The sequence below is a fragment of the Gordonia hongkongensis genome (assembly GCF_023078355.1).
Classification (GTDB): Bacteria; Actinomycetota; Actinomycetes; order Mycobacteriales; family Mycobacteriaceae; genus Gordonia; species Gordonia hongkongensis.
On sequence record NZ_CP095552.1, the window covers coordinates 2,272,837 to 2,292,755 of the forward strand.

Consider the following 19,919-nt stretch of genomic DNA (forward strand, 5'->3'; position numbering starts at 1 on the left):
GGTTCGGCGCCGCCCGCCACGCGTGTTTCCGGTGAGACTGTGCCCATGTTGGGGCAAACACAGGCGGTGGGGCTCAATGCCTTTGTCGCGCAGGTCGTCGACGTGCAGGCGAGTGTGAGTTCGGGTCTGCCGGGGTTCGCGGTGACGGGTAATCCGGATTCGTCGGTTCGGGAGGCGCGGGATCGGGTGCGGGCTGCGATCAAGAACTCCGGGTTCAGTTTTCCCGAGTTGAAGGTGACGGTGGCGTTGTCGCCGGCCGATATGCCGAAGATCGGTCCGGGGTTCGATCTGTCGATGGCCGTGTCCATTCTGGCTGCCACGCAACAGGTGTCGGCGGAGAAGTTGTCGTCGACGGTTTTTCTGGGCGAGCTCGGTCTGGACGGCACCGTGCGGCCGATCCGCGGGGTGTTGCCGGCGGTGATCGCGGCGCGGCAGGAGGGGTATCGACGGGCGGTGGTGCCAATCGAGACCGTTGCCGAGGCGGCGCTGGTCGAGGGGATGGACGTCGGTGGAGCGAGCAGTCTGAAAGAGGTGACGCAGTGGCTGGCCGGTGACCACGTGCTCGACACGGTGCCCGCGGCGGCGACGACGCAGATGCCGCCGGTCCCCGACATGGCCGACGTCGTGGGGCAGCACGAGGCCCGGCATGCGCTCGAGATCGCTGCCGCGGGAGCTCATCACGTCCTGATGACCGGATCGCCGGGGATCGGCAAGACGATGCTCGCGCGGCGGCTGCCGGGCATTCTGCCGCCGCTGGGTCTCGAGGACTCGTTGGAGGTGACGGCGATCCATTCGCTGGTGGGGGAGCTGTCGCCCGGACGTCCGCTGATCACCGAACCGCCGTTCGTCGCCCCGCACCACAGCTCATCGATCACAGCCCTGCTCGGTGGCGGTACCGGTTTCGCCCGGCCGGGCGCGGCGTCCAAGGCGCATCGGGGAGTGCTGTTCCTCGACGAGTGCGCCGAGATGAGTGTCAAGTCGCTCGAATCCCTGCGGGAACCCCTCGAGGACGGCGAGGTCCGGGTGCCCCGGCGTGACGGCATGGCGGTCTATCCCGCGCGCTTTCAGCTGATCCTCGCGGCGAACCCGTGTCCGTGCGCGCCCGCCCACGACGTCGACTGCGTCTGCACGGCCGTCGTGCGGCGGCGCTATCTGGGCAAGTTGTCCGGACCGCTGCTGGACCGCGTGGACATCCGCGTGCGGATGGACCCACCGGGCAACACCGCGCTGATGAGCGGTGCCGGGGAGTCGAGTGCCGACGTCCGGGCCCGCGTCACCGCGGCGCGAGCCACTGCGATCGAGCGTTGGTCGGAATTCGGGTGGCGCACCAATGCCGAGGTTCCCGGGTCCGCGCTGCGGCAGCGGTTCCGGCTGCCGCCCGACGTGCTGCGGCCCATCGAACTGTTCCTCCGAGACGGCCGCGTGACCGCCCGCGGTGCCGATCGCGCTCTGCGGCTGGCATGGACCCTCAGCGATCTGAGCGGGTCCGGGCGTCCCGTCGAAGACGATGTCGCACAGGCACTTCTGTACCGAGACCGAGGAGCGACCTGGTGATCTCCGCCCATTCGTCGGAACCCCGGTCGCCGGAATCCATCGCCTGGGCCTATCTGGCGCGGGTCGCCGAACCGCCGTGCGCCGCGGTCATCGCGCTCGTCGACGACATCGGTCCGGTCGAGGCGGCTGCGGCGATCCGTCGACGCACCGTGCCCGGCGGCCACGAGACGGTGCTCGCCGCCACCGCGGCTCGGAGCGAATCAGACTGTGCGGTCGACGATCTGGACGCCGCCGAGCGGGTCGGTGCGCGCCTGGTGACCCGTGCCGATCCGGAGTGGCCGGCCTGGTCGTTGCTGGCGCTGGGGCAGGCGGACACGGCCGCGCGCGGAGGCGAACCGCTGGCCCTGTGGGTGCGCGGTCCGGCCCGGCTCGACGACCTCGCCGCAGCGTCGATCGCGTTGATCGGGTCCCGTGCCGCGTCGTCGTATGGCGAACACGTCACGCAGACGCTCGCTTCGGGGTTGTCGGCCCAGGGTTTCGCAGTGCTGTCCGGCGGGGCGTTCGGCATCGACGGCGCCGCTCACCGCACGGTCGTCGCGGCGGGCGGGGTGACCGCGGCGGTGATGGCGTGTGGCATCGACCGCGACTACCCGGCGTCACACTCGTCGCTGCTGACCGCGATCGCGCGCACGGGCGCGGTGATCAGCGAGTACCCGCCCGGGACGACAGCGGCGAAACATCGGTTCCTCACCCGGAACCGATTGGTCGCCGCGATGAGCGGCGCGACCGTCGTGGTCGAGGCAGGGCGACGGTCCGGCGCGGCGAACACCGCCGCCTGGGCGCGCAAGCTCGGCCGGCCGCTGGGAGCCGTTCCAGGTCCCGTCACCTCGGCGACCTCGGTCGGATGTCACCGGATGATCGCCGACGAGCTCGCCGTACTGGTGTCCGACGTCGCGTCGGTGATCAACCTGGTACGACCCGACGGTGGGGGCGACATCGGCCGCGGCCGCGCGAAACCGACCGACGCGCTCGACGCCGAGCAACTACGGGTCCACGACGCCATTCCCGGCCGCGGTGGAGTGGGGATCGACGAGATCGCGTTCGCCGCCGGCCTCGACATCGGAACCGTCCGCGCGGCGCTCGCGCACCTCGACATCAAGGGGTACGTGCAGAACGTGGACGGACGATGGCGGCTGGCGTGACCTCAGCGGCGGGTGAGGACGTCGATGATGACATGCAGATCCTCGACCGTCGCCTCGTTCAGACGGCCATGAGCGTGGACATAACCGATTCCCGCGTACAGGAGCGTCGTCGCGCGTGCGTGCGCCTCGGCCTCCGAGAACCCGAGTTCGCGCATGGCCGAGATCGCGATCGAGAAGATCCGGCAGTCGAGTGCATCGACGGAGTTCGCGATCGACTCGTCCGTCTGGGCCCAGCGGCGCAGGGCGGACTCCATCGCCCAGCGGCGAGGGTCCGACAGCAGGCGCGCCATCCCCTCGACCCGTTCGACTGGTGGTAGGGCTTCCAGTGCCTCGATCCGGTCGGCCGCCGCCGACTGTGCCCGTCGGCAGTGTTCGGCGAGCGCGGTCTTCAGCGCCCCGATGTCGGTGAAGTGCCAGTAGAAGCTGCCCTTGGTCACACCGAGGCGCGCACTGAGGCGCGAGATCTTGAGGGCGTCGATCCCGTCGTCGACCAGGATCTGGGTCGCGGCCTCCAGCCAGTCGTCCACACTGAGCCGCGAGCCGCGGCGCGGGGTGGACTGGTCCACGGGCTGATCCGGCATGGAGTCACCTCTGGTCGGGTCTCGCGACGTCTGACTTTAGGAATGGCAAAGTCTCAAATTCACATCGCTTGATCGATAGAAAACCTTACAACCGCGGATGGGTGGTTCGCCGCTCTAAAGCTAAGGGTGGCCTAATCTCGTAGGCGTAGGGTTGACCCGAAAGGGAGGTTCGATGGCGAAACGCGTGAACACGATGACGGTGCTACGAAGAGAGCGGATCAGCCCGCATTTCGTACGCCTTTACCTGGGCGGGGAGGGGTTCGACGACTTTCGGCCGGCCCTGGGCAAGTCCGGGGAACCCGACACCGACATGTATGTGAAGTTCGTCTTCGCACCGCCGGGTGTCAGCTATCCCGAACCGTTCGATCTCCAGGAGATCCGTACGAACGAGGCGCCCGAGCGGCAACCCGTCTTGCGTACCTACACGGTGCGCCGGGTCGACGCGGAGGCCCGCGAGCTCGTCGTCGACTTCGTCGTGCACGGCACCGAGGGCATCGCCGGCCCCTGGGCGGCCTCGGTGGAGCCAGGCGAGACGATCCGTTTCATCGGGCCGGGTAGTGGCTACCGTCCGCGATCCGATGCCCCCTGGCATCTCATGGCGTGCGACGAGGCGGGTCTCCCCGCGGTGGCCGCCGCACTCGAAGCCCTTCCCGCCGACGCCGTCGCCAAGGTCTTCATCGAGGTCGCCGGCCCCGACGACGAACTCGACCTCGACGCACCCGCCGGGGCGCAGGTCTCCTGGGTGCACCGCGGCGGACCTGCGGCGGACGTCGACGATTCGCTCGCCGGTGACAACGCCCCGCTGATCGCGGCCGTGCGCGCGACGGAATGGCTCGACGGCGAACCGCACGTGTTCATCCACGGAGAGGCGCAAGCGGTCATGCACAACCTGCGTGCCTACATCCGCAAGGAACGCGGCGTGAGTGCGGCCAACGCCTCGATCTCCGGGTACTGGCGGCGCGGCCGGACCGAGGAGGGGTTCCGGCAATGGAAGGCCGACCTGCGGGCCGAGGAGGAGGCCGTCGGCGCCCAGGGCTGAGGCCCACCGGCCGGACAGGCACCGATTCGGCCACGACGCCGCGTGTGCGGTTGCGCTCGGGTGCCCGACGGGGTGAGGTCGTGACCATGCTCGACGACTTCGCCGATCACCTGCGCCTGGAGAAAGGGCGCAGCGAGCACACGATCCGCGCCTATGTCGGTGGGGCTCGCGCCCTCGTCTCGTTCGCCGGTGCCCGCGGAACCGCGGTGGCCGACATCGATCTCCCGCTGCTGCGGGCCTGGCTCGCGGAACTGACCCGGCGCGGCGCCGCGCGCACGACCGTGGCCCGGCAGGTCTCCGCGGCGAAGACGTTCTGCGCGTGGGCGGTCCGCGAGGGCTACCTGGCGGCCGACCCGTCACAGCGGTTGAAGGCTCCCAAGGCGCACCGGACCCTGCCCGCCGTACTGGCCCCCGCCCAGGCAGCGGCCGCGATCGCGGCCACCGGAGTGGATCGTGCCCCCGACGACCCGATCGCCCTGCGGGACCGGGTCATCCTGGAGTTGTTGTACGCCAGCGGAGTTCGAGTGGGGGAGTTGTGCGGGCTGGACGTCGGCGACGTCGACGCCGGGCGACGGGTGGTGCGGGTGATCGGCAAAGGCGACAAGGAACGGTCGGTCCCCTACGGAGAGCCCGCCGCCCGCGCGATCGACGCCTGGCTGCGTTCCGGACGCCCGGCCCTGGTGACCGACGCGTCCGGACCAGCCTTGCTGCTGGGTGCCCGCGGGGGACGGCTCGACCAGCGGATGGCGCGCTCGGTCGTGTCACGCGCGGTCGAGGCGAGCGGAGGCCCGGCGACCGGGCCACACGGACTCCGGCACAGCGCCGCCACTCATCTGCTCGAGGGTGGTGCCGACCTGCGCGTCGTCCAGGAACTGCTCGGGCATTCGTCGCTCGCCACGACGCAGATCTACACGCATGTGAGCGTCGAACGTCTGCGTGCCGTCCATCGACAGGCGCACCCGCGAGCGTGACCGCCGTCAGTCGACCGGTTTGAGCCGGACGCGCACGGCCCCGAGCAGACCCAGCGGGTCCAGGTAGTCCGCCGCACGTCCGCTGCCGCGTCGGGCGCCCCAGTGCAGGCAGGCGGGCACCGGGCATCCCGGATGACCGGTCATCACGGTCCCGATGACATCGCCCCGCGAGACGTGATCACCCGCGTCGACACTCGCCTCCACCGGCTCGTACGTGGTGGTCACGCCGTCGGGATGGGACACCGAGACCACCGGCCGGCCGGCGACCGTTCCCGCGAAGCGCACGCGACCGGCCCCCGCCGCGCGGACGGTCTGGCCGGGCCCGGCCGCGAGGTCGACGCCCCGGTGGCCGGGCTGCCATCGCTTCTCGGGCTCGTCGTAGGCGGTCACCACGGTGGGCCGGGGCGACAACGGCGCCGCGTACACACCGACGGACGCGGCGGCGGGGACCGGACCGACGACGCAGAGGACAGTCGGCAGGAACGCGGCGAGGACACGCAGTGTTGGGGATGGCACGCTGATTGGACGCAGCGGAAGCCGGATGGGATCCGCCGGGCGCGCGGTCGATGCCGATCCGACCTCCGACTGCATCACCACAACCGTCTCCGACGTGGGCGAAGGCGTTTTGGTGATCCATCCGCCGCGGCGTAAACTCTCCCACGCACCTCATCGCTCGTTGATGAGGTGACTTCGCGCGCCTGCACTCAGGTCTGTGACGCTCCGGGCTTCGACGCCCTGACCAGCACAGTCGAGAAACACACGCCAAGTGAGCAGTCCCGGAACGGCCCATGCCGTCTCGGGTGGCACTCGGCCGCAGGCGCCAGGGTCGGTACCGACGGTACCGACGACAACTGCGAGAAAAGGACGATCATGGCTGTCGTGACCATGAAGCAGCTGCTGGACAGCGGCGCACACTTCGGGCACCAGACCCGCCGTTGGAACCCGAAGATGAAGCGATTCATCTTCACCGACCGCAACGGCATCTACATCATCGATTTGCAGCAGACGCTGACCTACATCGACAAGGCGTACGAGTTCGTCAAGGAGACCGTCGCCCACGGCGGCACCATCCTCTTCGTCGGCACCAAGAAGCAGGCACAGGAATCGATCGCCGCGGAGGCGACCCGTGTCGGCATGCCGTACGTCAACCAGCGCTGGCTCGGTGGCATGCTCACCAACTTCTCGACCGTCCACAAGCGCCTGCAGCGCCTGAAGGAGCTCGAGACCATGGAGCAGACCGGCGGCTTCGAGGGACGCACCAAGAAGGAAATCCTCATGCTCACGCGTGAGAAGAACAAGCTCGAGCGCACCCTCGGCGGTATCCGCGACATGGCCAAGGTTCCGTCGGCCGTGTGGGTCGTCGACACCAACAAGGAGCACATCGCCGTCGGCGAGGCGCGCAAGCTGAACATCCCGGTCATCGCGATCCTGGACACCAACTGCGATCCCGACCTCGTCGACTACCCGATCCCGGGCAACGACGACGCCATCCGCAGCGCAGCACTGCTCACCCGCGTCGTGGCCTCGGCCGTGGCCGAGGGCGTCCAGGCCCGTGCCGGCGCCGCCAGTGGCGACGCCAAGCCCGAGGCCGGCAGTGGCGAACCGCTGGCAGAGTGGGAGCAGGAACTGCTGACCCAGGCTGCGGCACCGGCCGGCGACGCCGCCGCGACCGACGCCCCGGCTGCTCAGTAGTCCCGACTGCTCGCAGTCCGGTCCCCAACACTTTCTCTAAGGAGGCTCGCCGACGATGGCGAACTACACCGCAGCTGATGTGAAGCGTCTCCGTGAGCTCACCGGCTCTGGAATGCTCGACTGCAAGAACGCGCTGGCCAACAACGACGGCGATTTCGACAAGGCCGTCGAAGAGTTGCGTATCAAGGGCGCCAAGGACGTGGGCAAGCGCGCCGAGCGCTCCACGGCCGAGGGCCTGGTCGCGGCCAAGGGCGGCGCGCTCATCGAGATCAACTCCGAGACCGACTTCGTCGCGAAGAACGGTGAGTTCCAGCAGCTCGCCGATGACATCGTGAACGCGGCGGCCGCGGCGAAGACCAACGACCTCGACGAGCTGAAGAAGGCTCCGCTCGGCGACGGCACCGTGGACGAGGCCGTGGCGGCTCTCTCGGCCAAGATCGGCGAGAAGCTCGAGCTCCGGCGCGTGGCCTACTACGACGGTCCCGTTGCCGTGTACCTGCACAAGCGCGCGTCGGACCTGCCTCCGGGCGTCGGCGTGCTGGTGTCCTACACCGGTGAGGGCGAGGCCGCCGAGGAGGCCGCTCGCGGCGCCGCGATGCAGGTCGCCGCGCTCAAGGCGCGCTACGCCACCCGCGACGAGGTCCCCGCGGACGTCGTCGAGAACGAGCGTCGTATCGCCGAGCAGACGGCCAAGGAGGAGGGCAAGCCCGAGCAGGCCCTGCCCAAGATCGTCGAAGGTCGCGTCAACGGCTTCTACAAGGACGTCGTGCTGCTCGACCAGGCATCGGTCCAGGACTCGAAGAAGTCCGTCAAGGCCCTGCTCGACGACGCCGGTGTGACCGTCAAGGCCTTCACCCGGTTCGAGGTCGGCCAGGCCTGATCGAACGCGTTCCACATCGCCCCGTCTTCGTCGAGGAGACGGGGCGATGTGCGTTCACGGGGTCCGTCGCGTCCGCAGAGCGGCGGCGAGTGCCCCGATCGCCACGGCGACGAGACCCAGCATCATCAAGGTCGTCTTCAGCGCGGCCAGGAAAGTCCGAGCGGTCACCGACCGGGCCGCATCCTGAGTCCAGGGCCGTGCCTGCGCGGCGACCGCGGCGACCGCCGGCGACGTCGGTCCGCCCGCGCGGGCGGGCGCCGGTCGCTCCGGATGTGCGGACCGCAGCTGATCGCTCGCGCAGGATGCGAAACGATCGGCGACCGCCCCGTGCAGCACCGGTCGAACCGGTGACTCCGACAGCGACGCAACGAGTTCGGCTCTCACCGCCGGAACCGTCTCGCTTGTCTGGCCGGCCACCTGACCGAAGAAGAAGAGGGTGACGACCGCCAGCCCGATCGAGGCGCCGATCTGCTGAACAGTGGGGATCGTCCCGGTTGCCGTGCCCACCGTGGCTTCGGTCGTGTCGGACAGGATCACGGCCTGCAGCGGTGCGATGAACACACCCGTCCCCAGCCCGCCGAGTACGAGGGGACCGAGGACGCCGGGCACCGGCAGGGTCTCCGCAGCCGGTTCGATGATCATCGCGAGCCAGACGAATCCGGCTCCGACGGCGACGGATCCGGCCAGCAGGGTGTGCGGGGCGGTGATGCGGGCGACCACGCGTGGTGAGGCGAGTGAGCCGACCGCGGCGCCGATCGCGAAGGGCAGGGCCAGCATCCCGGTCCGGAATGCCGAGTAGCCGAGTCCGAACTGAGCCGAGATCGACACGGTGAAGAAGAACCCGGCGAACACGCTGAAGAACAGGAGCGACAGGAGAAGCCCGATCTACGTCTCGAACGGATCCGGGATGCCGGGCCGGTACGACACCCTCGACGGCCCCGGCATCGAGGGTAACGGCTCCAAGCTGTTCGACCAGATCGCGGTCGGGGCGGTGATCGAGACCGCCACGGCGCAGTGCACGAGGAACCTCCAGCGGCGGATGCGCGACATCGGTGTGCCGGCGACGTTCCACCTCTACGAGGGCGGGACCCATGCGTGGCCGTACTGGCAGGACGAACTGCATCGTGCCTGGCCGCAGTTCGAGGCGGCCCTACGCGGCTGAATCCCCAGGGCACCCTCGCGCGGCGCGCACGACGCGTATCGCGGGTCGGTTCCGGTGACGACGTACGATAGTTCACCGAACCGACGAGTGAGGAAGCCGATGAGTGAAGCGTCCGACCCCATCCGGCGGGATGGATTCCGTAGGGTCTTGCTGAAGTTGGGCGGCGAGATGTTCGGTGGCGGCGAAGTCGGGCTCGACCCCGACGTCGTGGGTACCGTCGCCGACCAGATCGCCGACGTCGTCAATTCCGGTGTCCAGGTCGCCGTCGTGATCGGCGGCGGCAACTTCTTCCGCGGCGCCGAACTCCAGCAACGAGGGCTCGACCGAAGCCGCTCGGACTACATGGGCATGCTCGGCACGGTCATGAATTGCCTTGCGCTGCAGGACTTCCTGGAGAAGCGAGGGATCTCGACCCGGGTGCAGACCGCCATCACGATGGGGCAGGTCGCCGAGCCGTATCTCCCGTTGCGTGCCCAGCGGCACCTGGAGAAGGGCCGCGTCGTCATCTTCGGTGCCGGCATGGGGATGCCGTACTTCTCCACCGACACCACCGCGGCCCAGCGTGCGCTGGAGATCAAGGCCGAGGTGGTCCTGATGGCCAAGGCGGTCGACGGCGTGTACGACGCCGACCCGCGGACCAACCCAGACGCCACCCTCTTCACCGAGATCACTCACCGCGAGGTGCTCGACAAGGAGCTCAAGGTCGCCGACGCGACGGCCTTCAGCCTGTGTATGGACAACAAGATGCCGATCTTGGTGTTCAATTTGCTCCAGCAGGGCAATATCGCCCGTGCGGTCGCAGGCGACCGCATCGGCACCCTGGTCAGCACCTGACCCGGCGACTGACCCGAGATCGACGAGAACACCGACCGAACGGAACAAGGACGAAGATGATCGACGACGCGTTGCTCGACGCCGAGGAGAAGATGGAGAAGGCGGTCAACGTCGCCAAGGAGGACATGGGCTCCATCCGCACCGGGCGGGCGAACCCGGCCATGTTCAACAAGGTCAACATCGAGTACTACGGCTCGATGACGCCCGTGACCCAGGTCGCGAGCATCAACACGCCCGAACCGCGGCTCGTCGTGATCAAGCCGTATGAGGCGTCGACGCTGCGCGACATCGAGACCGCGATCCGCAACTCCGACCTCGGGGTCAATCCGACCAACGACGGCACGATCATCCGAGTCGCCGTCCCGCAGCTCACCGAGGAGCGTCGCCGCGATCTGGTCAAGCAGGCCAAGGGCAAGGGTGAGGACGCGAAGGTCGCGATCCGCAACGTGCGCCGCAAGGCCGCCGACGAGCTCAAGCGCATCCAGAAGGACGGCGAGGCCGGCGAGGATGAGGTGTCGCGCGCCGAGAAGGAACTGGACAAGACCACGGCGACCTACGTGCACCAGATCGACGACTTGGTCAAGCACAAAGAAGACGAATTGCTCGAGGTGTGAACGAGGTTCCGCAACGGGGCGGTGAGAAGAAGTCGCGCGCCGGCCGCGACCTGCCGGCCGCGATCGCGGTCGGCGGCACGCTCGGTATCAGCATCATCGCGATCCTGATCTTCGTCCCGAAGGTCTGGTACGGGCTCGTGGCGGTCGCGTTCGCGGTCGCCACCTGGGAGGTCATCAAGCGCCTCCGCACCGGCGGTTACGACGTCGCCCTCTGGCCACTGCTCATCGGCGGCCAGGCCATCATCTGGGCGAGCTGGCCCTGGGGTCCGACCGGAGCCCTCGTCGCCTTCGTGGCGACGGCCCTGGTGTCGATGGTGTGGAAGCTGCTCGGGCAGGGCATCGACAAGGCGCCGGTCAACTACCTCCGCGACCTCGCCGTCACCGTGTTCGTGCTGGCGTGGTTACCGCTGCTCGCGTCGTTCGGCGCCCACCTGGTCGTGCAGGACGACGGGGCGGCGCGAGTGGCCACGCTGATGGTCGTCGTGGTGTGCTCCGACGTCGGCGGCTATGCCGCGGGTGTGATGTTCGGCAAGCACCCGATGGCGCCGGCGATCAGTCCGAAGAAGTCCTGGGAAGGCATGGTGGGCTCGCTCGTCGTCGGAACTGTCGGTGCCGTCGGCTGCGTGGTGTTCCTGCTCGAGAGCCACTGGTGGATCGGCATCATCCTGGGGCCGGTCCTGGTGGTCTGCGCGACCCTCGGCGATCTCGTCGAATCCCAGGTGAAGCGCGATCTCGGGATCAAGGACATGGGCACGCTGCTGCCCGGCCACGGTGGCATCATGGATCGGCTCGACAGCCTGCTGCCGTCGGCGTTCGTGGTGTGGGTCGTGCTCACCGCGCTGCTCTGAGCACGCGCCACCGCGCCGCCGGACGCTACTTGGCTGCCTTCTTCAGCGCGCGCCGCAGTTGCAGCATCCGCAGGCCGCCCACGAGCGCGACGACCAGTGCACCGGCGATGGCCGCGATCAGCAGGCTGACCCCGAGGGGCAGGTTGACCTCCCAGAACAGCAAGTCGATGGTCTGCGACTGGAGGTTCTGCACGATGAAGACGAGCAACAGGACCAGGATGATCGCGCCGATCACCACGCCGAACCAGGTGGCGCGCGTCCGCGTGTGCTCCACGTCGGCGACCGTGCGGCGGAGACGATCGCGATGGTCCGGGTCAGGGGCGTGCTGCTCCGGGGTGTGCGCGTGACCGGTCGTCGGTGGCGGTGACCCGGCGGGCTGTTCGCCCCACGCCGGTACCGAACCCGTGTGCCGTCGGTCCTCGGGTGTCGTCATCACTTCATCATGACATGCGACAATGGCGAAATGACCTCATTGCCACTTGTGTTCGACGCGCCCAAGCGTGGGCGGCCGCCGACACACTTCGCCGACCTCGACCCCGCCGGTCGCGTCGCGGCGCTGGCCGACCTGGGGCTGCCGAAGTTCCGGGCCGATCAACTGGCCCGCCAGTACTATGCGCGCCTCAACGGTGACGTCGACGCGATGACGGATCTGCCGGCGGCGTCGCGCGAATCGGTGCGGGACAAGCTCTTCCCGCAGCTGCTCACCCCGGTCCGGCACATCTCCTGCGACGACGACTCCACCCGCAAGACGCTCTGGCGCCTGCACGACGGCACGCTCCTCGAGAGCGTCCTCATGCGCTACACCGATCGCAACACGCTGTGCATCTCGAGCCAGGCGGGCTGCGGCATGGCCTGCCCGTTCTGTGCCACCGGGCAGGGCGGACTGGACCGCAACCTGTCGACCGCCGAGATCGTCGATCAGGTGCGGGCCGCGGCCCGCGCGCTGCGCGACGGGGAACTCGGCGAGCCCGGACGCCTGTCGAACGTCGTGTTCATGGGTATGGGTGAGCCGCTGGCCAACTACAAGCGCGTGGTCAGCGCCGTCCGGCAGATCACATCGCCGGCGCCGGAGGGCCTCGGGATCTCCGCCCGCTCGGTGACCGTGTCGACCGTCGGTCTCGCGCCGTCGATCCGCCGTCTCGCCGACGAGGGGCTCGCGGTGACGCTCGCCGTCTCGCTTCACACGCCCGACGACGAACTGCGCGACACCCTCGTCCCGGTCAACAACCGGTGGTCGGTCGCCGAGGTGCTCGAGGCGGCCCGCTACTACGCCGACACCACCGGACGGCGCGTCTCCATCGAGTACGCACTCATCCGGGACGTCAACGACCAGCCCTGGCGGGCCGACCTGCTGGGGGAGAAGCTGCACCGGGCCCTCGGGTCACTCGTTCATGTGAATCTCATCCCGCTGAACCCGACGCCGGGTTCGGAATGGGACGCCAGTCCCAAACCGGTCGAACGCGAGTTCGTACGCCGGGTCCGCGAGCAGGGAGTCTCGTGCACCGTTCGCGACACGCGCGGGCAGGAGATCGCCGCTGCCTGTGGACAGCTGGCGGCCGAAGAGCGCTGAGACCTCGATGTGCCGGACAGGGACCGGCTCAGACCGCGCAGACGACAAACGCCGAGCGGATCACCGCTCGGCGTTTGTCGTAGATGTGGCGAGGTGGCCGGTCAGGACCACTTTCCGCGGTTCATCCACCATCCGCGCACGGCGAAGAACAGGGTGCCCGCGGCGAAGGCGATGAGATACAGGTCCTCGATGCGTCCGGTGTGGTTGCCGATGATCATCGCGAGTAGGAACAGCGCGAAGAAGATGGCCGCACCGTAGAAGGTCTTGGTTGCCGCTCCGTGCCAGCCGAACCGGGCGGACGGGGCATCGGCGGGCTCGCGACGCCAGCCGGTGTCGATGACCTCGACTTCGCCATGCCCTCCATCGCCGTGCCCCACAGTGTGCTCAACATCGGTGCTTGCCACAGCCACTCCTCACAGCGCGGACGTCAGATGTCTGACGATCGGTAGTAGTTCTCCGAGCAGCATAGCGGCACCCCCGCCCGCAGGTCGGTCCGGTGTCACCGGCGGCGGTTCGTCGACGAGGATGGTCCAGAATGGGTGCGTGCCCACACGCGTGCTGATTCTCGGCTCCACCGGTTCCATCGGCGTCCAGGCTCTCGAGGTGATCGCCGAGCATCCGGATCGTTTCGAGGTCGCCGGTCTGGGTGCCGGCGGGTCGAATCCCGATCTGCTCGCCGATCAGGCCGCCGCGTTCGGCGTGCCGGCCTCGCGGATCGCCGTCGCCGACGCCACGCGGGCGCAGGAATTCGGCGAACGTCTCGGCGGCCGGGTCCTGAATGGGCCGGACGCCATGTGCGATCTGATCGACGCCGTCGCCGCGGACACCGGGGTCGATGTGATCCTCAACGCCGTCGTCGGCTCGATCGGTCTGGCGCCCAGCCTCGCCGCACTCCGATCGGGTGCTCGGCTCGCGCTGGCCAACAAGGAGTCGCTCGTGGCGGGCGGGGCACTGGTCCTCGACGCCGCCGCGCCCGGGCAGATCGTCCCGGTCGACTCCGAGCACTCCGCGATCGCACAGTGTCTGCGAGCGGGGACGGCCGCCGAGGTGGACCGACTGGTCCTCACCGCGTCGGGCGGCCCGTTCCGCGGATGGACCCGTGCGCAACTCGAGGACGTCACCCCCGAGCAGGCCGGCCGACATCCCACGTGGTCGATGGGCCCGATGATCACGCTCAACTCCGCGACCCTGGTCAACAAGGCCCTCGAGGTCATCGAGGCGCACCTGCTGTTCGACGTGGACTACGACCGCATCGACGTCACCGTCCACCCGCAGTCGATCGTGCACTCGATGGTGACCTTCGTCGACGGGGCGACGGTGGCGAAGGCCTCACCGCCGTCGATGAAGCTGCCCATCGCCCTGGCCCTGGGATGGCCGGACCGGGTGCCCGGATCGTCGACGGCCTGCGACTTCTCGACGGCGTCGTCGTGGACGTTCGAGCCCGTGGACGACGCGGTGTTCCCGGCGATCGAGCTGGCTCGACGCGCCGGTGCGGCGGGAGGCAGCCTGACGGCTGTCTACAACGCCGCCAACGAGGCCGCCGCAGCCGGGTTCTTCGCAGGTGCGATCCGGTTCCCGCGCATCGTCGAGGTCATCGAGGACGTGCTCGGCGAGGCAGATCAGTGGCGCCGGACGCCAGGTACTGTGGAAGAGGTCTTCGCCGCCGATCGGTGGGCCCGGGATCGCGCTGCGCAGCTGGTCGCGGCCGCATCCGTCTGATCGGCGGCTCTCGTGAGCGGGTGCGCCCCGTGATCCGGATGGAGTAGGTACGTGAGTTTCGCGATCGGCGTCACGCTGTTCGCCGTGGCGCTGTTGCTGTCGGTCGCCTGGCATGAGTGCGGCCACATGTGGGCCGCGCAGGCGACGGGCATGAAGGTCCGGCGGTACTTCGTCGGCTTCGGTCCCACGATCTGGTCCACCCGGCGCGGCGAGACCGAGTACGGGATCAAGGCGCTGCCGCTCGGCGGTTTCTGCGACATCGCCGGGATGACCCCGCACGAGGAACTGGCCTGGGACGAGAAGGACCGGGCGATGTACAAGCAGAAGGCCTGGAAGCGCCTGGTCGTGCTGTTCGCCGGACCGGCCCAGAACTTCCTGCTCGGTTTCGTCCTCATCATCATCGTCGGCCTGACGTTCGGACTGCCGAACCTCAACCCGGGGCCGACCCCGGCGACAGTCGGCAAAACGCAATGCGTCCCGTCGACCATCACCATCGAGGGCAACAAACAGACCGACGCGCCCTGTGGCGGTACCGGACCCGCGGGTGCCGCCGGGCTGCTCCCCGGTGACGACATCGTGGCGATCAACGGTCAGCCGGTCGGGCAGGCGTCGGATCTGACCCCGGTGATCCGCGAGTCCACCGGCCCGGTCGCGCTGACGGTCGACCGCGACGGTCAGCGACTCGACCTGACGATGACCCCCGAGCCCACCACGGTGACGGCGACGAACGCCGACGGCACCTCCGAAACCCAGACCTACAACATGGTCGGCATCGCCTACGACGTCCCGCCGAACGTCATCACCTACAGCGGCCTCGAGATCGTGCCCGGCGCGATCGGATTCACCGGCGAACTGGCGGTCGAGACCTGGAACGCGCTGCTGTCCCTGCCGTCGAAGATCGGTGCGCTGTGGACGGCAGTCACCGGCGGTGAACGTGCCATCGACACCCCGGTCAGCGTCTACGGCGCCTCGGTGCTCGGCGGCCAGGCCGTGGAACGTGGTCTATGGGACATGTTCTGGATGCTCCTGATCAGCATCAACTTCTTCCTGGGGCTGTTCAACCTGGTCCCGCTCCTCCCGCTCGACGGCGGTCACATGGCGATCGTCGGTTACGAGAAGGGCCGCGACACCGTGCGGCGCTGGTTCGGCCGGGCACCGGGTGGGGCCGTCGACTACTACAAACTGCTCCCGATCACCTACGCCGCCGTGGTTGTGATGGCCGGCTTCATGGTCCTCACGCTCACCGCCGACATCATCAACCCGATCAACCCGTGGCAGTGACCCGGACGATCCGGGTCGCCGTCCGGCGCCGAATACCACCAGAGAACCGAAACCCCCAGAGGTGAACGAGATGAACGCCCCGACTCCCGCGACCGCTGTGCCGATCGGACTCGGCATGCCCGCCGGACCACCGCCGGTGCTCGCCCCGCGTCGGAAGACCCGGCAGTTCTTCGTCGGCTCGGTCGGCGTCGGCAGCGACCACCCGATCTCGGTGCAGTCGATGACGACCACCAAGACCCACGACATCAACGCCACCCTGCAGCAGATCGCGGAGTTGACGGCCTCGGGGTGCGACATCGTGCGCGTCGCCTGCCCGCGTCCCGAAGACGCCGAGGCGCTGCCGATCATCGCGAAGAAGTCCAAGATCCCGGTGATCGCCGACATCCACTTCCAGCCGAAGTACATCTTCGCCGCGATCGACGCCGGCTGTGCCGCCGTGCGCGTCAACCCGGGCAACATCAAGGAGTTCGACGGCCGGGTCAAGGAGGTCGCCAAGGCGGCCGGTGACGCCGGGATCCCGATCCGGATCGGCGTCAACGCCGGGTCCCTCGACAAGCGCATCCTGCAGAAGTACGGCAAGGCGACCCCGGAGGCGCTCGTCGAGTCGGCGCTGTGGGAGGCCGGGCTGTTCGAGGAGCACGGCTTCGGCGACATCAAGATCTCGGTGAAACACAACGACCCGGTGATCATGGTGGAGGCCTACCGCCAGCTCGCCGCCGCCTGTGACTACCCGCTGCACCTCGGGGTCACCGAGGCCGGGCCCGCCTTCCAGGGCACGATCAAGTCCGCCGTCGCCTTCGGCGCGCTGCTCAGCGAGGGCATCGGCGACACCATCCGGGTGTCCCTGTCGGCCCCGCCGGCCGAGGAGATCAAGGTCGGCGACCAGATCCTGCAGTCGCTGAATCTCCGCCCGCGCAAACTCGAGATCGTCTCGTGCCCGTCGTGCGGCCGCGCCCAGGTCGACGTCTACAAGCTGGCCGACGAGGTCACCGCCGGACTCGAGGGCATGGAGGTCCCGTTGCGCGTGGCCGTGATGGGGTGCGTCGTCAACGGCCCCGGTGAGGCCCGCGAGGCCGACCTCGGCGTGGCCTCCGGAAACGGCAAGGGGCAGATCTTCGTCAAGGGCGAGGTCATCAAGACGGTTCCCGAGGCGCAGATCGTGGAGACCTTGATCGAAGAAGCGCTGCGGATCGCCGAGGAATCAGGAGAAACTGGAGACGGTACTCACGTGGGCCCGCCCGTGGTGACCGTTTCCTAGGTCGGCGGCAGGCTCGAGAGGGAGGAGCGGCGTTGCTGAAGCTACTGGGCGACAAGCCGCTCGGCGCTCGTGATGCGGCCGCTGTCGAACGTGTCCTCACCTCGGACCCGGTGGCGATGTGCATGGTCGCGGCCCGCTTCGAGACGCACGGGATCAACCCCCGGCTGCTGGGCGGCGAGCTGTGGACCGCGCAGAACCCCGCGTCGTCCCTCTGCTTCTCCGGCGCCAACCTGATCCCGCTCACCGGTTCGCCCGAGGATCTCGACTACTTCTCCGACCGCGCCATCGCCGGACCGCGTGCATGCTCCTCCATCGTCGGCCGCGCCGACCTCGTGATGCAGATGTGGGAACAGATCGAGCCGGTGTGGGGTCCGGCGCGTGAGGTCCGGCCGGTGCAGCCACTGCTCGCCCTCACGTGTTGTTCGGCGGTACCCGCCGACCCGCTCGTGCGGCTGGTGACCCTCGACGACCTCGACGCGTACATGCCCGCGGCCATCGACATGTTCATCGGCGAGGTCGGTGTCGATCCGACGGCCGGCGACGGCGGTCGTTCCTACCGACGACGCCTCGCCTCGCTCATCACCGCGCAGCGGGTGTTCGCCCGGTTCGACGGCCCCGACGTCGTGTTCAAGGCCGAGATCGGCTCGCTGTCCCGCCGGGTCGGCCAGATCCAGGGAGTCTGGGTGGATCCCGACCGGCGCGGTGAGGGACTGGGACTGGGTGGTACCGCGGCCGTCGCGGAGGCCGTCGCCGCTCACGGCCGCATTCCGAGTCTGTACGTCAACAGCTTCAACGTGACCGCGCGCGCGGTGTACGACCGCATCGGGTTCACCGAGGTCGGCACCTTCGCGACCGTCCTCGTCGACTGAGTGCCCGCCCCGCGTGGCGTCGCGGGATTCCGGCCGGGCCACCCTAGACTCGACCGCGATGTGGCGCATGCGAACTCGATGGACCCCGGCGGTGATCGTCGCAGTGTGTGCTGCCGTGACGGTGGCCACCGTCGGTTGCTCGGCCTCCGAGGACGACGGCCCGCGCCGCGCCGCGGAGCGCTTCCTGCAGGCCTACGCCGATCGAAAGGTCGCGTCCGCGGCGGCGCTGACCGACACCCCCGCTGCCGCGGAGTCCGCGATGGAGTCGGCCTGGGCCGGGCTGGGTGCCGAGGCACTCGAGTCGCAGGCCGGGCGGGTCCGCGTCACCGGGGACACCGCCGAGGTGGACGTCGACTACACCTGGGCCCTGCCGCGGGGCCGCGACTGGGCCTACGACGCCACCCTGCGGATGGGCCGGTCCGACGACGGCTGGGCGGTGCGCTGGGCGTCGACGAACATCCATCCGAAACTCGGTACCGATCAACGCCTTTCGCTCCAGATCGTCGAGGCGCCGCGCGCGACGGTCAATGAGTCCGACGGCTCGGAGGTGATGGTCAACGGCACCGTCGTGGGCGTCAACTTCGATGCGACTGCCGCCGCCGAACAGGGCGCGTCGGTCGCCGAGTCGGTGACCGGTGCGGTCGCGGTACTGCGCCGGTTCAGTCCCTCGCTCAACGAGCAGACGATCATCGAACAGGTCACCGCGAACCGGCAGCAGTACCCGCTCGCCCGGCTGTCCCACGACCAGTTCGACCGCTTGCGCGACCAACTGGCGATCCCCGGCGTCGTGACCAACGAACAGGCCGAACTGGTCCCCGAGGACCCGAGATTCGCGCCCGCCCTGTTGACCGAGGTCAAGAAGGTCGTCGACTCCGAGGTGTCGGGGCGTGCGGGCTGGCGGGTGGTGACGGTCAACCCCAACGGCCTCGACGCCGACGTCCTCGCCGACCACGACCCGGACCCCGCGCCGGCGGTCTCGTTGAGTCTGTCGCGGACGGTGCAGAACGCGGCCCAGCGAGCGGTCAACGCCACCAACCGGTTCCAGATCGCGCTGGTCGTCGTGCAGCCGTCCACCGGCCGCATCCTCGCGGTCGCCCAGAATCCCGCGGCCGACCGGTCGGGGCCCATCGCGACGACCGGTCTGTACCCACCCGGGTCGACCTTCAAGATGGTGACCGCCGCGGCCGCCATCAGCCATCGGATGGCCACCCCCGACACCCCCGTCGGATGTCCCGGCGCCATCCAGATCGGTCCGCGCCTGATCCCGAACTACGACGGGTTCTCGCTGGGGACGGTGTCGATGCTGCGGGCGTTCGCGCAGTCCTGTAACACCACGTTCGCCAAACTCGCCAGCGAGATGGGGCCGTCGGATCTCGCGCACGCCGCGGCCGCGATGGGCGTCGGACAACACTACGAGATCGCCGGCCTCGATGCCGTGTCCGGCTCGGTGCCGATCGAGAACGAACTCGTCGCCCGCAGTGAGGACGGCTTCGGGCAGGGCAAGGTCCTCGTCTCGCCGCTGGGGCTGTCCCTGGTGGCCGCCACCGTTGCGAACGGTCGGAAGGCCCCGGTGCCGCAACTCATCCTGGACAAGCCCACGAAGGTCGAGGGACCGACGCCCACGATGGCACCCGAGGTCTACGCCCAGCTGCGCCCGATGATGCGTGAGGTCATCACGAGCGGTACGGCGTCGGTGATCGACGGCCAGGGTGCGGTGTTCGGCAAGACCGGTGAGGCGGAGTTCGCCGGCGGGTCACACGCCTGGTTCGCCGGCTACCGCGGCGACATCGCGTTCGCCACCCTCGTCGTGGGCGGCGGTGACTCGAACAACGCGGTGGCCGTCACCCGCGACTTCTTCGCCGGTCTCGGTCCGGGCTACGCGGTGCGCCCTCTCTCCTGAGACGC

General features: G+C 69.0%; 20 protein-coding genes and 1 pseudogene. 16 read left to right on the plus strand and 5 right to left on the minus strand.

Translation table 11 applies throughout. The features are described 5' to 3' along the window. The first annotated feature begins 45 nt into the window (after positions 1–45). Both MVF96_RS10295 and dprA read left to right on the plus strand, forming a co-directional pair. Complete coding sequence (locus tag MVF96_RS10295) at positions 46–1,554, plus strand: YifB family Mg chelatase-like AAA ATPase (protein WP_247451941.1); 1,509 nt, start codon at positions 46–48, stop codon at positions 1,552–1,554. Beyond that, positions 1,554–2,696 (plus strand): DNA-processing protein DprA, encoded by a 1,143-nt coding sequence (gene dprA, locus MVF96_RS10300; protein WP_165630862.1) that lies wholly within the window; start codon positions 1,554–1,556, stop codon positions 2,694–2,696. The genes MVF96_RS10295 and dprA overlap by 1 nt, the downstream gene beginning before the upstream one ends. A gap of 2 nt (positions 2,697–2,698) precedes the next feature. Here the strand turns inward: dprA and MVF96_RS10305 are convergent, their stop codons facing one another. Then, positions 2,699–3,277: a TetR/AcrR family transcriptional regulator gene (locus MVF96_RS10305; RefSeq protein WP_159370636.1), complete on the minus strand. Its 579-nt coding sequence runs from the start codon at positions 3,275–3,277 to the stop codon at positions 2,699–2,701. A 172-nt stretch (positions 3,278–3,449) separates the two neighbouring features. On the opposite strand from MVF96_RS10305, the gene MVF96_RS10310 reads away from it, so the two are divergent. Beyond that, positions 3,450–4,316, plus strand: coding sequence for a siderophore-interacting protein (locus MVF96_RS10310; RefSeq protein ID WP_159370637.1), 867 nt, complete (start codon positions 3,450–3,452; stop codon positions 4,314–4,316). A gap of 86 nt (positions 4,317–4,402) precedes the next feature. Further along, entirely contained in the window at positions 4,403–5,287 is an 885-nt protein-coding gene (locus tag MVF96_RS10315) for a tyrosine recombinase XerC (protein WP_247452090.1), read from the plus strand. A 6-nt stretch (positions 5,288–5,293) separates the two neighbouring features. Here MVF96_RS10315 and MVF96_RS10320 read toward each other — a convergent pair whose 3' ends face one another. Continuing rightward, positions 5,294–5,830: a M23 family metallopeptidase gene (locus MVF96_RS10320; protein WP_418930444.1), complete on the minus strand. Its 537-nt coding sequence runs from the start codon at positions 5,828–5,830 to the stop codon at positions 5,294–5,296. A gap of 327 nt (positions 5,831–6,157) precedes the next feature. Here MVF96_RS10320 and rpsB point away from each other — a divergent pair, with 327 nt between their 5' ends. Next, positions 6,158–6,979 carry a 30S ribosomal protein S2 gene (gene rpsB, locus MVF96_RS10325; protein WP_058250093.1) on the plus strand — a complete coding sequence of 274 codons (822 nt, stop codon included), beginning with the start codon at positions 6,158–6,160 and terminating at the stop codon, positions 6,977–6,979. 55 nt (positions 6,980–7,034) lie between these two features. Further along, entirely contained in the window at positions 7,035–7,859 is an 825-nt protein-coding gene (gene tsf, locus MVF96_RS10330; RefSeq protein WP_058250094.1) for a translation elongation factor Ts, read from the plus strand. A 54-nt stretch (positions 7,860–7,913) separates the two neighbouring features. Here tsf and MVF96_RS10335 read toward each other — a convergent pair whose 3' ends face one another. Further along, on the minus strand, positions 7,914–8,711 hold the full coding sequence (locus tag MVF96_RS10335) for an MFS transporter (RefSeq protein ID WP_247451942.1): 798 nt from the start codon (positions 8,709–8,711) through the stop codon (positions 7,914–7,916). Between the two features lie 19 nt (positions 8,712–8,730). Between MVF96_RS10335 and MVF96_RS10340 the strand changes: the two are divergent. The 4 genes and pseudogenes from MVF96_RS10340 to MVF96_RS10355 form a co-directional block, all read left to right on the plus strand. Then, positions 8,731–9,021: pseudogene (locus MVF96_RS10340) on the plus strand (esterase family protein); the annotation flags it as partial. A gap of 99 nt (positions 9,022–9,120) precedes the next feature. After that, positions 9,121–9,855, plus strand: coding sequence for a UMP kinase (gene pyrH / locus MVF96_RS10345; protein ID WP_058250098.1), 735 nt, complete (start codon positions 9,121–9,123; stop codon positions 9,853–9,855). 56 nt (positions 9,856–9,911) lie between these two features. Next, positions 9,912–10,469: a ribosome recycling factor gene (gene frr / locus MVF96_RS10350; RefSeq protein WP_058250099.1), complete on the plus strand. Its 558-nt coding sequence runs from the start codon at positions 9,912–9,914 to the stop codon at positions 10,467–10,469. After that, positions 10,466–11,317 (plus strand): phosphatidate cytidylyltransferase, encoded by an 852-nt coding sequence (locus MVF96_RS10355; protein WP_159370638.1) that lies wholly within the window; start codon positions 10,466–10,468, stop codon positions 11,315–11,317. The genes frr and MVF96_RS10355 overlap by 4 nt, the downstream gene beginning before the upstream one ends. Before the next feature lie 25 nt (positions 11,318–11,342). Here MVF96_RS10355 and MVF96_RS10360 read toward each other — a convergent pair whose 3' ends face one another. Then, complete coding sequence (locus MVF96_RS10360) at positions 11,343–11,750, minus strand: LapA family protein (RefSeq protein ID WP_247451943.1); 408 nt, start codon at positions 11,748–11,750, stop codon at positions 11,343–11,345. Between the two features lie 30 nt (positions 11,751–11,780). Between MVF96_RS10360 and rlmN the strand changes: the two genes are divergently transcribed. Further along, entirely contained in the window at positions 11,781–12,887 is a 1,107-nt protein-coding gene (gene rlmN / locus MVF96_RS10365; RefSeq protein WP_247451944.1) for a dual-specificity RNA methyltransferase RlmN, read from the plus strand. A 101-nt stretch (positions 12,888–12,988) separates the two neighbouring features. Here the strand turns inward: rlmN and MVF96_RS10370 are convergent, their stop codons facing one another. Then, a complete protein-coding gene (locus MVF96_RS10370; RefSeq protein ID WP_065628975.1) occupies positions 12,989–13,291 on the minus strand; it encodes a DUF2631 domain-containing protein in 303 nt (100 codons plus the stop codon). Between the two features lie 139 nt (positions 13,292–13,430). Here MVF96_RS10370 and dxr point away from each other — a divergent pair, with 139 nt between their 5' ends. The 5 genes from dxr to MVF96_RS10395 all read left to right on the plus strand — a co-directional run bounded on the left by dxr (position 13,431) and on the right by MVF96_RS10395 (position 19,914). Further along, complete coding sequence (dxr, locus tag MVF96_RS10375; protein WP_247451945.1) at positions 13,431–14,606, plus strand: 1-deoxy-D-xylulose-5-phosphate reductoisomerase; 1,176 nt, start codon at positions 13,431–13,433, stop codon at positions 14,604–14,606. Positions 14,607–14,657: 51 nt separating this feature from the next. Next, entirely contained in the window at positions 14,658–15,887 is a 1,230-nt protein-coding gene (locus MVF96_RS10380; protein WP_247451946.1) for a M50 family metallopeptidase, read from the plus strand. A 70-nt stretch (positions 15,888–15,957) separates the two neighbouring features. Further along, on the plus strand, positions 15,958–17,145 hold the full coding sequence (ispG, locus tag MVF96_RS10385; RefSeq protein WP_078112440.1) for a flavodoxin-dependent (E)-4-hydroxy-3-methylbut-2-enyl-diphosphate synthase: 1,188 nt from the start codon (positions 15,958–15,960) through the stop codon (positions 17,143–17,145). 32 nt (positions 17,146–17,177) lie between these two features. Further along, positions 17,178–18,014, plus strand: coding sequence for a GNAT family N-acetyltransferase (locus tag MVF96_RS10390; RefSeq protein ID WP_159370642.1), 837 nt, complete (start codon positions 17,178–17,180; stop codon positions 18,012–18,014). A gap of 58 nt (positions 18,015–18,072) precedes the next feature. Further along, positions 18,073–19,914 carry a penicillin-binding transpeptidase domain-containing protein gene (locus tag MVF96_RS10395; RefSeq protein ID WP_247451947.1) on the plus strand — a complete coding sequence of 614 codons (1,842 nt, stop codon included), beginning with the start codon at positions 18,073–18,075 and terminating at the stop codon, positions 19,912–19,914. Positions 19,915–19,919: the final 5 nt, after the last annotated feature.

What these genes read in the sequence shown, in the direction of transcription:
- rpsB (WP_058250093.1), top strand. Translation starts at nt 6,158, where the DNA reads ATGGCTGTCGTGACCATGAAGCAGCTGCTGGACAGCGGCGCACACTTC.
- MVF96_RS10310 (WP_159370637.1), top strand. Translation starts at nt 3,450, where the DNA reads ATGGCGAAACGCGTGAACACGATGACGGTGCTACGAAGAGAGCGGATC.
- MVF96_RS10395 (WP_247451947.1), top strand. Translation starts at nt 18,073, where the DNA reads ATGTGGCGCATGCGAACTCGATGGACCCCGGCGGTGATCGTCGCAGTG.
- ispG (WP_078112440.1), top strand. Translation starts at nt 15,958, where the DNA reads ATGAACGCCCCGACTCCCGCGACCGCTGTGCCGATCGGACTCGGCATG.
- MVF96_RS10295 (WP_247451941.1), top strand. Translation starts at nt 46, where the DNA reads ATGTTGGGGCAAACACAGGCGGTGGGGCTCAATGCCTTTGTCGCGCAG.
- tsf (WP_058250094.1), top strand. Translation starts at nt 7,035, where the DNA reads ATGGCGAACTACACCGCAGCTGATGTGAAGCGTCTCCGTGAGCTCACC.
- pyrH (WP_058250098.1), top strand. Translation starts at nt 9,121, where the DNA reads ATGAGTGAAGCGTCCGACCCCATCCGGCGGGATGGATTCCGTAGGGTC.
- MVF96_RS10315 (WP_247452090.1), top strand. Translation starts at nt 4,403, where the DNA reads ATGCTCGACGACTTCGCCGATCACCTGCGCCTGGAGAAAGGGCGCAGC.
- MVF96_RS10305 (WP_159370636.1), bottom strand. Translation starts at nt 3,277, where the DNA reads ATGCCGGATCAGCCCGTGGACCAGTCCACCCCGCGCCGCGGCTCGCGG.
- frr (WP_058250099.1), top strand. Translation starts at nt 9,912, where the DNA reads ATGATCGACGACGCGTTGCTCGACGCCGAGGAGAAGATGGAGAAGGCG.
- MVF96_RS10360 (WP_247451943.1), bottom strand. Translation starts at nt 11,750, where the DNA reads ATGACGACACCCGAGGACCGACGGCACACGGGTTCGGTACCGGCGTGG.
- rlmN (WP_247451944.1), top strand. Translation starts at nt 11,781, where the DNA reads ATGACCTCATTGCCACTTGTGTTCGACGCGCCCAAGCGTGGGCGGCCG.